The organism is Lentibacillus halodurans (genome assembly GCF_900112045.1).
Classification (GTDB): Bacteria; Bacillota; Bacilli; order Bacillales; family Amphibacillaceae; genus Lentibacillus; species Lentibacillus halodurans.
This window is the reverse complement of sequence record NZ_FOJW01000002.1, coordinates 335,666-348,418: the sequence shown is the minus strand read 5'-3', so window position 1 is coordinate 348,418 and position 12,753 is coordinate 335,666. Positions and strand designations below refer to the sequence as shown.

12 protein-coding genes are annotated in these 12,753 nt (G+C 41.9%); 3 read left to right on the top strand and 9 right to left on the bottom strand.

Annotated features, from left to right (window positions below):
- Positions 1-285: 285 nt before the first annotated feature.
- The 3 genes from BM195_RS04370 to BM195_RS04360 all read right to left on the bottom strand — a co-directional run bounded on the left by BM195_RS04370 (position 286) and on the right by BM195_RS04360 (position 3,001).
- Positions 286-1,110, bottom strand: a complete 825-nt coding sequence (locus BM195_RS04370; RefSeq protein WP_090234157.1) for a VanW family protein — start codon at positions 1,108-1,110, stop codon at positions 286-288.
- Between the two features lie 98 nt (positions 1,111-1,208).
- A complete protein-coding gene (locus BM195_RS04365) occupies positions 1,209-1,460 on the bottom strand; it encodes a hypothetical protein (RefSeq protein ID WP_090234154.1) in 252 nt (83 codons plus the stop codon).
- A 326-nt stretch (positions 1,461-1,786) separates the two neighbouring features.
- Positions 1,787-3,001: an NAD(P)/FAD-dependent oxidoreductase gene (locus BM195_RS04360; protein ID WP_090234150.1), complete on the bottom strand. Its 1,215-nt coding sequence runs from the start codon at positions 2,999-3,001 to the stop codon at positions 1,787-1,789.
- A 150-nt stretch (positions 3,002-3,151) separates the two neighbouring features.
- On the opposite strand from BM195_RS04360, the gene BM195_RS04355 reads away from it, so the two are divergent.
- Together BM195_RS04355 and BM195_RS04350 are read left to right on the top strand one after the other, a co-directional pair.
- Positions 3,152-3,805 (top strand): DNA-3-methyladenine glycosylase family protein, encoded by a 654-nt coding sequence (locus tag BM195_RS04355; protein WP_170848147.1) that lies wholly within the window; start codon positions 3,152-3,154, stop codon positions 3,803-3,805.
- A 96-nt stretch (positions 3,806-3,901) separates the two neighbouring features.
- Positions 3,902-4,378 (top strand): spore coat protein, encoded by a 477-nt coding sequence (locus BM195_RS04350; protein WP_090234143.1) that lies wholly within the window; start codon positions 3,902-3,904, stop codon positions 4,376-4,378.
- A gap of 227 nt (positions 4,379-4,605) precedes the next feature.
- Here the strand turns inward: BM195_RS04350 and BM195_RS04345 are convergent, their stop codons facing one another.
- From BM195_RS04345 to BM195_RS04325, 5 genes are all read right to left on the bottom strand, one after another.
- Positions 4,606-5,739, bottom strand: a complete 1,134-nt coding sequence (locus tag BM195_RS04345) for a zinc-dependent alcohol dehydrogenase (protein WP_090234139.1) — start codon at positions 5,737-5,739, stop codon at positions 4,606-4,608.
- 64 nt (positions 5,740-5,803) lie between these two features.
- Positions 5,804-6,877 carry a Ger(x)C family spore germination protein gene (locus tag BM195_RS04340; protein ID WP_090234135.1) on the bottom strand — a complete coding sequence of 358 codons (1,074 nt, stop codon included), beginning with the start codon at positions 6,875-6,877 and terminating at the stop codon, positions 5,804-5,806.
- Positions 6,864-7,955: a GerAB/ArcD/ProY family transporter gene (locus BM195_RS04335; protein ID WP_090234131.1), complete on the bottom strand. Its 1,092-nt coding sequence runs from the start codon at positions 7,953-7,955 to the stop codon at positions 6,864-6,866. Before BM195_RS04335 ends, BM195_RS04340 begins: the two co-directional genes overlap by 14 nt.
- Positions 7,943-9,430: a spore germination protein gene (locus BM195_RS04330; protein WP_090234128.1), complete on the bottom strand. Its 1,488-nt coding sequence runs from the start codon at positions 9,428-9,430 to the stop codon at positions 7,943-7,945. Before BM195_RS04330 ends, BM195_RS04335 begins: the two co-directional genes overlap by 13 nt.
- A gap of 206 nt (positions 9,431-9,636) precedes the next feature.
- The gene (locus tag BM195_RS04325) at positions 9,637-10,497 is read right to left on the bottom strand and encodes a manganese catalase (protein ID WP_090234125.1); all 861 of its coding nucleotides are present in this window, start codon (positions 10,495-10,497) and stop codon (positions 9,637-9,639) included.
- A 286-nt stretch (positions 10,498-10,783) separates the two neighbouring features.
- On the opposite strand from BM195_RS04325, the gene BM195_RS04320 reads away from it, so the two are divergent.
- A complete protein-coding gene (locus BM195_RS04320; protein ID WP_090234121.1) occupies positions 10,784-11,062 on the top strand; it encodes a hypothetical protein in 279 nt (92 codons plus the stop codon).
- A 96-nt stretch (positions 11,063-11,158) separates the two neighbouring features.
- Here BM195_RS04320 and dacB read toward each other — a convergent pair whose 3' ends face one another.
- On the bottom strand, positions 11,159-12,583 hold the full coding sequence (gene dacB / locus BM195_RS04315; RefSeq protein WP_425283890.1) for a D-alanyl-D-alanine carboxypeptidase/D-alanyl-D-alanine endopeptidase: 1,425 nt from the start codon (positions 12,581-12,583) through the stop codon (positions 11,159-11,161).
- Positions 12,584-12,753: the final 170 nt, after the last annotated feature.

Below are 12,753 nucleotides of genomic sequence, written 5' to 3'. Positions count from 1 at the left end.
AGCATCGGACCTTTACGGGCAGTTAGCCGGCGTTTTTAGACCGGTTACTGCCCGTTAAGGCGGGATAAAGTGAAACTGCATTCAGCGGAACGGGCCTCTACGCTGAATGTTAGGGACCTTTTCGACTTACAGGACATACTAGTGCCTGTAATGCGGCGCAACGGCATGTTATTCGGCCAGGAAGTTGTACCTGTATGCTTTTCAGGGTTTTCTATAACCTCTGATGAAGGTAACGTGTTGCCTAAAAGGAGTGGGGATCCATTGTCGGCATTAACCATGACATTTTCATGGCGATTCTGAAGACAAAATTTGAATCTGCATATTCCCATTATGAGCTGATGCACGTATTAAAATGGGATGTTTGTACTTGTTGGTAAATACAAAGTCAGGTCCGTACCAGCTGACCGTCGCATCACGCCCTGGCGGTACATAAGGCACATTGCGGCTGTGCGAATAACGCTCTGTGATCTCGATTCCCTTTAAATCGACTGCATTATATAATGTCGAGGAAACCTGGCAAATACCGCCGCCGATATCTTCAGCCAATTCTCCCTTTACAATGACCGGTGCACGTTTGTAGCCTTTCTCCTCCGTTCGTTCGCCAACGACATCGTTAAAGGAAAACCGCTCTCCCGGAAAAACAACATGATTGTTAATTGACTCTGCTGCCAGTTCAATGTTACGTGAACGTTCTTTGTTGCGTGGTTTAAAATGGGTGACGTAACGGTTAATTTCATGTTCACGGATTTCAGCAAGCAGTTCACTGTCAACTCGCGGATAAGTCTTACGCTCAGGCAACGCTATTTTATTCGGTTTTCCCTCGTAAAAATAGTCTTGAAAAAGTTTGCGGAATTTCATCCGATCAAGTGTTGTACCAGGCTTTTCCTGTATAATTTTTCCACTCCCATCCAATTTCGCATTAATAGGTTCCTGATATATTTTCTGATCAAGAATATCCATCTGCAATTCCAGTTTTGTTTCATCAATCAGTAAGCCGTCAACATATAGCAGTTCAAAATCTTCTTTCACCAGTTTGTCGATTGCATGATCATCTTCTGTAACCGTTAAAGGAGCGGATGCCAATAAAAAAGACAAGAAAACGGTCATCATCTAACCACCTCCTGTCTTGTAGTATTCGATATTCGATTAAAAACATGAGTCATATTTCCGCAGTTAATGGTATGGGTATTCAAAGTGATTGAACAAACTTAAAATACATAAAAAGCAAAGATGACAAGTGAAAGTGTAATCGTAACGCCATATATAACTAATTGCAAAGGTATGTTTGATTTCAGTGATGAGGATTCATATTCATGTGAACGTCTTAACTGATCTTCAACTGTGTCTCCCGCTTCTTCATACTTCTTCATTTTATTTTCTTCCTGTTTAAAAGCATATAGCGTTCCCGCCAAGGCAGCAATGAAAAGCACCACTAATAGAATTATCAATTCAATACCCATCATACCCCTCCTCTTACCCCTAATATATATGATTTCCTTTATACGCACAGTGATCATTATCACAGATAAACCAGAAAACTATCAGCTGCTATTTCTTTCGAATGTCTGCATGAAATGGGTAAATTCATATGCAGATTTGATTATTAAAATAACAACCACCCTGCCGTCCGGCAGAATGGTTTTATTCAGGTTTCTTTTAGGTTTAACGGAAATCTCTTGTATCCTCGAGGGTACGTGTTGCCACCGTATACCCTGCAATTGTTGCCAGCGCAATCAAAAATACATATAATAGTCCATTTTTCATGAAAATGTCCCTCCTCAATTGATTAAAACATACGTAATTTTCCTTTTTTCAAAATAAGCTTCGGTCCGCCCAACAGGAACAAGTAGCGGTTATCAATTACTTTTTTCATGGAAACTGCAGGTTTACCGTACAGTTTATTATCATTGAATACCGTTCCCATTGCATCTGTCTCACCAAGGGAAGCGACTGTTCCTTTATCATCGAACACAAATTTATTTAATGGCTCATTGCGCAACAATGCTTTTATATTATTTGCACACGTATCAGCATGCTGCATAGCTGCCTGTGCAGTCGGCGGGAATGGCTTACCTTCTTCCTCATTCATTACCCATGCACAGTCACCAAGGATGAAAATATTTTCCTCACCAGGTGCTCGCAAATCACCGTTAACCGTTACTTTACCTTTGGTCAGCTCAAATCCGGATTTAGAAAGGACTCCGTTACCAGTTACACCACCAGTCCAAACGATTGTTCCGGCTTTGATTTCTTCGGTATCGTCTCCTTCACCGATAACAAAACTGCTTTTCTTGCATTCGGAGATTTTAGCACCTTCTCTGAATTCAACACCACGGTCTTCCAAAGATTGCTTTGCATAAGCAACCAAGTCGTCATCAAAGCCGGGTAAAACACGCGGTGCTGCTTCCACATTAACAATGCGAACATTGCTGCGGTCAATATCATATTTTTTGCAAAGCTCCGGTACCTTTTCAGTCAGTTCACCAACAAACTCAATACCGGTAAATCCGCCGCCGCCAACAAGTATCGTCAAGTCTTCTGGCTTAGGACTCACTGCGGTACTGTATTTGGCAAATTGATACTCAATGTGCTCGCGAATCATACGGCTTGACTCGATATCGGTAATGGAAAATGCATTTTTTTCCATTCCTTTGATACCGAATGTATTTGTTTCAAAACCGAGTGAAATCACGAGGTAATCGTATGTAATTTCACTATTTTTCAGTACAACACGATTGTCGTTTTTTTTCACCTCAACAACCTCATCATAAATCAGATTGACACGATTTGGATTAATTACGTCGCTGATCATCATGCGTGCCTGGTTCTGATTGACGGTGCCTGCCGCAACCTCATGAAGCCACGTTGTCTGATAGTGATAGTTATGCTTATTGACAAGCACCAACTCCGCTTCTTCCGGGCGCAGTCTTTGCATTAATCGCTTGGTTGTCATCATTCCGGCATACCCTGCGCCGAGAACGACTATTTTTGGTTTACTCATGTAACATCCACCTTCCCTGAATCGAATTAAAACGTTTCTGTATAAGATGCAAAATATTTGATATCATGATTATGATATCAAAGTTTTATGATTTAGGCTAACATTTCAATGCATACAAATATATTTTGTCAAAAATTGCTGAGGTGAATGATGCAACAATTCGTGATTTGCCAAAATGACCAAGCTGTCACAGAATTGGGCAATGCTGATAAGCGAATGAAGAGACTAATTAATATCATAGGAGATATTTTCGTTAATATGCGTCCGGACTTTTTCAGATCATTGGTCCGTTCAATAATCGGCCAGCAGATTTCTGTTCAGGCTGCAAGGGCTATTTTTGAGCGGCTGGAAGGATTACTTGAAAATAAAATAACGCCGGCTGCAATTTTGGAGATATCCGACGAACAGTTGCGGGCAACCGGTTTATCCGGTCGCAAAGTTGCTTATTTACGTGATCTGGCATTAAAGGTTGATCAAAAAATAATTGATTTTGATCAGATTGGTGACTTGGATAATACCTCTGTGATTAAACAACTGACAAGTATTAAAGGTATCGGAAAATGGACAGCTGAAATGTTTCTTATTTTTTCACTCGGACGAATGAATGTGCTGGCAGCTGACGATATCGGCATCCAGCACGGGGCGAAATGGTTATATGAAGTGGACAAATCTCGTCGCCGTCAAATATTGCTTGATAAACAGCCGGTCTGGCAGCCACATCTGACCATCGCTTGCTTTTATTTATGGGAGGTTGTCCATTTAGGCCTTGACAAGAAATATCGCTCGATAGAGGACATGATGTGACATGATGATACCCGCCTATTTTCGAACCGACATGTATCCCATGCATTTGCCCATACATAAGCTAAATGGAAAACAAAAAAGCAAAGGGGATTTAACATGGAACAAAATACGCTGGCATGGCATGAAACACTGGAACTGCATGAACTGACTGCATTCAAATCAATCGGGCTGATGAAAACAAAAATGGGATTAAATCAAATTCATGATCACCATTTAAAAAATATTTATCAACAGACCATTCAAGAGCTTGAAGCGGATTTGGGTGAACTGGCCAAATTTTATCCATACACGCCAAAGCCCGGTAATTCAAATGAATATCGCATTGACAATGGGTTTTATGCAGGGGATTTGTTGGCATTTTCAAAAACAGCGGTTCGCAACTACGCAATTGCCATTACAGAAACAGCATCTGATGTTTTACGGGAAGTGCTCAGAAATCAGCTCGACACTGCAATCACATGTCATGAACGCATATACAACTATATGTACAGGAATGAGATGTACCCATCCTATAACTTAAACCAATTACTGCAAAGTGATATCAACATGGTTAAAAAAGCATTATCAATGTGAGAAAATGCACCGATTAGCGTGCCGGTGCCTCAGAACTAAAAAATTAGGCGGGAGTCAGCCGACGTCAAAAGCGTGACCGGCTGCCCGCCATTCTCTTAAAACTGCTGAAATTGTAAACTTCAGCATTTATACTGTGAACTTTCAGCAAATGCATTGTGAACTTTTTCGAAAGTATCAATTCAACATATTTCAGCATCAGCACGCATAAACGAACGTTGCAACCGGGATCATGGCTGCAGGACAACTTTAATACAATCATCTTCCTTGCCATTAAACATCTTATAGCCGTGGACAGCATCATTGAGCGGCATATGGTGGGTAATTATATTAGTTGGATCAATATCACCACGTTCAACCTGATGGTAAAGTTTATCCATGTAAGAACGGGCGGGCGCCTGACCGGTTTTCAGTGTAATGTTGCGCGTAAAAAATGGCCCAAGAGGGAACATGTTGTATAATCCACCGTAAACACCGGTGATTTGGACAATACCACATTTTTTCACAGCTTTCGTTGCAATTTGAATCGGTCCAAGCGTCCCGCCCTGCAGTTTTAATTTCTGCTCGATGAACTCCAGTGGTGATTTTTTTCCATCCATTCCGACACAATCGATGACAACATCTGCTCCGCCATGTGTCCTCTCTTTCAGTTCTTCACCCATGTCATCATACGCTTCAAAATTATAAACTTCGGTATTATTCGTTTTTCTGGCATGCTGCAGCCGATAGGAAACATGGTCTACTGCAATCACCCGCTCCGCCCCTTTCTGCCAGGCAAACTTCTGTGCCATTAACCCGATCGGGCCGCAGCCGAGCACGACTACCGTATCTCCTTCCTTTACACCGGCATGTTCCACACTCCAATACGCCGTCGGTAAAACATCTGACAAAAATAACAATGCATCATCATCCAGTTCACAATCTTCCGGCACTAAAAAAGGTGTATAATTGCCATATGGGACCCGTAAATACTCCGCCTGCCCGCCTGGATAATCACCGAATTTTTCCGAGTAGCCGAAATAACCGCCTGAATCATAATGGGGATTGGCGTTATCACATTGGGATTCCTGATGAGTTTGGCAATATGGACATTCCCCACAGGCAACAGTAAACGGTATGACGACCCGGTCGCCTTTCTTCACCTTGGTTACATTTTGACCGGTTTCCTCCACAATACCCATAGGCTCATGTCCGATCATATAGCCAATCGGCAATGGGAAATTTCCCTGATATAAATGTAAATCGGATCCGCAAATGGCCGTTGAGGTTACCCTGATGATGACATCTTCCGAATCTTGTATCGCTGGGTAATCAACATTTTCAACACTTACAGAATACTTGCCCTGGTATGTTACAGCTCGCATAAGAACACCCTCTCACATAAATGACTAACCATAAGATGCCCTGATTAATATGAATTATGTGCGCTTATCGTCTTGTTCCTGTCTCGGTCAGTTTGACGTTTGTATTTACGTTAATCGACATCTCCGGATAGGCTGCCTTAAACTGCTCCTTATCATAATTCCGGTTGCTGCTTTTGACATGTCCTTCAATATCAAGTGGATCAATGTCCAATTCCTGAAATCGGTTGATAAGGTCCTCAGCTTTTTGTTTAAAATCCTGTTCAATAACCCGTTCGATTTCTGCCTTGCGATCTGTTGCCCGCTCACCGGTAAACTCTCTGATAACCCCCCGAAACCTGACATTTATACGAACCTCTGGATTCCCGTTTTTCTGATCAACCTTCACATTTTTGGCAGATTCAATATTTTCAACCGATACATTATACGTGTCATTTTTATATTGGTACTGACCGTCGTTCACATTTTGATATAATATTTTAAATATGTCCGCGTTTTCAATCGGTAATTTATCGACATATTGATCATCATCAAAGAATGCGATGGACTGCAATTCCACTCTTCCGCCACTGAGCCCAAACATAGGCAAAAATGGATCACACGTGTCACTCTGCAAACTCGATTCAAACTCCTTCAAATTGATATGTGGTAAATTTCCGTGCTGTATGTTATGATTGATTAAATCATTAAAATAAATTCCTCTCCCCTTACTCGATTGAGCTGTATTGATCAATTCCAGTGCAGACCCTTCTGTAACAGCCAAATATACAGCACCGCCAATCGATGGATCACGTGACAAATATTCGATAAAGTTTTCAATCCCCTGTTCTGCCAGTTCCTGATTATAAAAGGCAGCCTTTATCTTGCCATTCAGTAATTGTTCTGTAGCTTTCGCATTTAATTGAACCCGGTTTTCATACACGGTTGCTGCAGTATCCGTATAGATAAAATCTTCTACTTCACCCGGCTGCAGAAATACAGGTGTTACGACAGTACCCCGGATATGATCACGTTCTGCCGGGTCGTACCCCACTACCGTAATCATTTGGATCTGATCAATCACTTTAGTCGGCATAGTAAAATTAAACAGCAGACTAGAAATCACAAACACGAAAAAAAGAATATACTTAAGAAGAACCATTTTTTTGCACCTTCCTGCGAATAAAGTGAATCACAAACAGGACTGGTATATAAATGAATAGAAATATAAGCCCAATTCTTCCTGTCACATCATTTAAAATATTGACACCTTCCCTGCCTCTGAAAATGACACAGGCTATAAATAAGACAGCTGACAGAAATGCAGCCACTTTTTTATGTTCAAAACCAAACGTACGATTCAGCATTCGTACGGACGACCACATATAAAGCACAACGTTTGGCAGAATACTAAAGAATAACGTTGCAATCCCAAAATATTCAAACCGTTCCATAAATGGCATCTCAATAATTTTCCATAGGCCTAAGGTTGCCCAAATCACTTCTTCCAGTTCGCTTTGATTATAATAAACATATGCGATCAGACAAATCGTCACATATAGAAGTGTTGAGTAAAGGTTGCCATACTGGGCATATTTTTGTGATTGTTTAGCTTCACGTATAAATGGATAAAAAACAAGAAGTGTTGAAAAACCCATGAAATCCAAAATAGCCAGTGACGATGATTGGATAATTTCCTTAAAGGAATGGTCCATAATCGGCAATATATGTGTGATATCCGCATATTGCAGCGGAAAAACTAGCACAAAAATTAAAAAGGCCGGATAGACAACACCGAGAAAACAGACCCCGACAACCGTCCGGAATTGATCAGATATCGTATAATAAACCAGCGGAAGCAGCAACAATAAAAATGCCCAAACCTTCAGATGCGGAAACATCCATACTTGAATAATCTCTATATACGTACGCAAAACAACGACAGTCATTAAAAGAAAATACAGGGTAACAATAATTGAAAAAAGCCCACCGAGCCATTTACCAAATGTGAACTGATGAATGGCAACAATATCCCCTTTTTCATCATGCTGAAGCATCTTATACATTAGCCATATAATAACGCTGACACTGACCCCGGCAACAATGACTGACATCCAGGCATCGTGGCCGGCATATTTATTAATGATGCTTTGAAAGCCTAGTACACCTACACCTATTTGAGAAGCTGCAATCAGAAATAATACCATCAGCTGCTGGACTTTATCTTTTATTGAAACCATTGTCTACCCCCTTGCTTGTTTTGATCGTCGTTAATGGGGCGGTTCACTTTACTTGGGCGCACTTGAAACGGACGTTTATTTTGTATGTCAAACGGAAGACGGATCACGGCATCCTTGAAATCCTGCGGGCGGAACGGAAAAATCGGTGCAAAGAATGGCCTTCCCAAAGACGTCAGCCGCAGCAGATGAACCATAATATAGGCAATAGCAATTGCCATGCCAATTAGCCCGTAAACGTGCGCAACGATAAGTAATGGGAAACGGATAATCCGGATCGTGTTACTCATTTTATATACTGGTGTTGTAAATGACCCTAAGGCGGCCAGTGCAACAACAATCAGCAGGACGTTACTTGTTAGCCCAGCCTCAACAGCCGCCGTCCCGATGACAATACCACCGACAATACCGATCGTTTGACCGATTTTGGTCGGCAGTCTGGCACCGGCCTCACGCAGCAATTCAATCGCAAACTCGAGGATAAACGCTTCTAAAAGCGGCGGGAATGGTACTTCTGTTCTTGACTGAACGAGTGTACCGAGTAAAGCGTGCGGTATGATTTCAAAATGATGCGTCAGTACTGCAACATACAACGGTGTAATTAATATTGAGAAAAAAACTGCAATTAAGCGAATCAATCGGAAGGCTGAAGCAGTCATCCAATTCAGAAAATAATCTTCAAATGCTGAAAAAAATTCGATTAATGTCGTCGGACCGAGTAAAACATGCGGCGAACCATTAACAACAATAGCGATTTTTCCTTCCGCCAATATAGCAGCAATCCTGTCAGGGCGTTCGGTATCTAAAAGCTGCGGAAATGGTGAGTTTTCATTATCGGCGATTGTCTGCTGAATAAATGAACTGTCAATTACCTGATCAATTTGCACATCTCTGATGCGCTGAATCGCCGTTTCAACATTATCCTTATCAGCTATTCCGTCGATCGAGACAACGGCTACTTCCGTCTTGGTGATCGTACCAACTTTCATTTTTCTGACACTTAATTCTGGAATGGCTAATCTTTTTCGGATTAAATTCAGATTGGTGTCGATATCCTCAACAAATGCTTCCTTAGGTCCCACAACACTGAACTCTACTTCAGGAACGGATACTTCACGTTTTTCGTCTAGCGGCAGCGGTATCAGCAAATATGCTGGACTGACATGCTCCATGTAAATAAATAAGAATCCTTTGACCAGTTTCTCATGAATCTGACTTGAATCATCAGTTAATTCCGTTTTCGTAAACGGTATATACGCGTTCAATTCGGTTAAATCATTATATATATACTCTTGCACCCTCGGTATAATCAGTTTTTCCAGTTTATTAGGATCAATGGCGGTTTTTAAATATCCTATATAAACGTTGCCTTGTTCGTGTTCATGCTTTAAATGAATAAAACCGTCTTTGGTCTTTAACGTTTTAAACAGCTTTTCAAATTCCTTTTGCATTTTTTTCCGGGACACTTTTTTATTCATGGAAACAACCTCTTAAAATAGACAGATATGATGGCCTTAGTATGAAAGTAAACGTGATTTATTATTCATCAGTAGTGAAGGATCGTTTTTGAAAAAACAGCAGGGGATTTTCAGAAGGGCAATAAACCTTTCATTTAGAGAGACATAGGAGTTTTTATAAATTTTAAAGGATGCCTCAGGCAATGAGAGACATCCTTTGCAACCAACTATTTCATATCAGGGTCTGGTGTATCATCGGATTTCCGCATTGCTGCAAGTGGCGTATCATGGACATAAGTAGGCGCAGGCCGCAGCTTAGGTCTGTCACCGTGTGGCACCGGATGCTCCACATAATTGAACATACCGCAGCCATCCATACTGATGCCATTGGCCCAGCGCCCTTTTGCGCTTTTATTTCCCTGCGAGTAATTGAATAACGTATAGGCCACTTCTTCTTTCTGTAATTCACGCGGGAAGGTGCTCGGAACCACAATATTTTCTTTCTCTTCCAGTTCTCTCATAGCTGCATACCATTGGTTTTGGTGCATGGTGTCTCTGGCGATCAGCCATGACAGCATATCCTTCACACCTCGATCATCTGTTTCTTCATATAGCCGTACTGCCTGGAGTCTTCCTTGTGATTCTGCATTCAAGTTCGCCCGGAAATCAGCAAGCAAATTGCCGCTTGCAATAATGTAGTTAGCCGTCCAGCGGTTACCCATACTGTCTGATGGCATCGCACCAAGACCCGAAACAATCGTATGCTGCGGATTCTCACCACCCAAAATAGCCGCCACAACCGGGTCTTTTGCTGCGTCAGCCAGATCCACTTCCGGCGCACCGTCCAGCAGCCTGGCAATCATGGTCGCCAGCATTTCAATATGCGCTAATTCCTCTGCACCCGTATCCATTAACAAATCCTTATATTTCCCATTTCCGCGCGTATTCCATCCCTGAAACAAATATTGCATTGCCACGGAAATCTCACCAAACTGACCGCCCAGAATTTCCTGCAGTTTTTTGGCATATACCGGATCCGGTTTTTCCGGCTTTGCATGATACTGCAACTCTTTTACATGATAAAACAAGACACTCACTTCCTTTTCATGATTAACTGGGTAAAAACCTAGCCCTTTTACCTTTCTATTCACTTAACACTTTATTGGTGAATAAATAAGCCCTATTATACAAATGCCGGCCCAGTTATGGCTTGTTTTGCTGAATCCCGTATACAGTCTATTTATCACCAATTTTCTCTCTTTCTTTTGTTAAATGGAAAAAAGTTTCAATCATGATACATATTTTCTTAAACATGCGACATGATAAATACGGAGCGTTATGCAGCTCAAAATTTTAAATTGGAGGTTATATGTTATGGCACAACAAAACCAACAGCAACAACTGCAGCAGGCGGTTCAACAGGCGCAGCAGGCACAGCAAGCTGTACAGCAAGCACAGGCAAGCGCGGATCCGCAACAGCTTCAGCAAGCACAGCAGCAAGTTCAGCAAGCTGAGCAGCAATTACAAAATGCGCAACAACAAGCTGGTGCTGCTGGACAACAAAACCAACAAGTTCAACAGGCACAGCAGCAGCTGCAACAGGCTCGCCAGCAAGCTACCCAAGCACAACAGCAACAAAACAACAATCAATAATGTTTACAGGCATTTAAAAAAGGGGGCCACATTGGGGCTCCCTTTTTCACAAGATCTTTATAATTTGTCACGCCTTTTTACCCTTTATTGAAAACACTATTCATGTGTGGCTATCATCTCCACTATTTTATCCTCTATCGATGGTCCGTCATCTTCATCGAACAGGTTATTCAGCATGATCGAAAAAATAAGCGTGTCCCCGTTTTTAGATTCGACATAGCCTGAAAGTGTACTGACACCATCTATTGTTCCGGTTTTCGCCCGGACATTCTGATCTTCCATCCGCTGTCGCAATGTCCCACCGGCCATTCGCTCTGATTTCCCAGCGACAGGGAGTGCATTTTCATAAGGATTAAACCATTGCTTTTCCTGCACGATATATAATAATTTAGAAATTTCATCGGGTGGGAGCAGGTTCATATGTGAAATGCCCGAGCCATCTTTGATTTTCAGGATACTTGTATTCATTCCAAGCTTGTTCATTTCCGTTTCAACGACTGCCAGGCCTTTCTCCCAGCTGCCTTCACCATGAATAACCTTCCCCATTTCCTTTATGAGCATTTCCGCATGTGTATTGTTGCTTAATTTCATAAACGGCACGAGCAGCTCAGAAAGCGTCATCGATTCATGTGTATAAACAATTTCTGCATTCGCTGGTGCTGTTCCTGTTTTGACTTCACCAGTCCAGGTAATGCCTTGCTCTTTCAATGACTGCTTAAATAAATCCAGCGCATATTCGGTCGGCTCCCATACAGCCATCCATTCTTTTACACTTGACGATGCAGCAGGAATTGTACCATTTATCGTAATCGTATTTCCGCCATGCACGCGCTCCAGTATCAAATCCTCTTCCTCGTCGCCGGCAATTGTTGCGGCATTATTTTTCACCTGCATATAACTCGTGTCGGGGGTCACCATTACGGCTGGTTTTTCTCCGGCTTCACCAGGTATTACTTCAATGGTCACTGTCCCGGCATCATAATCCTCATCAGGCGCTGCGGTTAAGGCGGAAATTTGCGCTCCGTAATACCATTGCTCATCACGCCAGACAAGATCAGGGGACAATCGCATATCATCATACCATGTATCGTCGGCAATAATATCGCCTTTGACCTCGTCAATCCCACTATCTTTGATTTGCTTGGCAAATGTATCAAAGTCTTTAGGCAGCAGCGTCGGATCACCTTTTCCCTTCAAAACAAGATCCCCATTCAGCTGATTACCTTTCACTGAACCATCTGTCAGCAGCTCTGTTGAAAACGTATAGTCCTCACCCAATGCGGAAAGGGCTGCTGCAGCTGTCAGCAATTTCATATTGGAAGCAGGCCGCAGCCTTATATCACCCAAATGACTATAAATCTTTTCCCCTGTTGATGCATCACGAATACTTATTCCCGTGAGTGCACTTTGCAGCTTCGGTTCATTTTTGATAAAATTTTCCAGGTTTTCTGCCATTGTATTTTGCTCTTCCCCTCCCCCATTTAACGAGTCATCGGTACTTGTCGAAACAGAACCGAACATACCAATGACTAAAAAAAGAAAAACCAGCCCAAAGGTAAACTTTCTTGCGGTCATCACTGTCACCTCATTCAAGTCTACGCCTCATACAAAAAGAGTAAGCCTCTAATTTTAGTTAGTGTCTTAATCTGTGATTACCATGATTATACAATAATTTAATAGGATATGAAGGT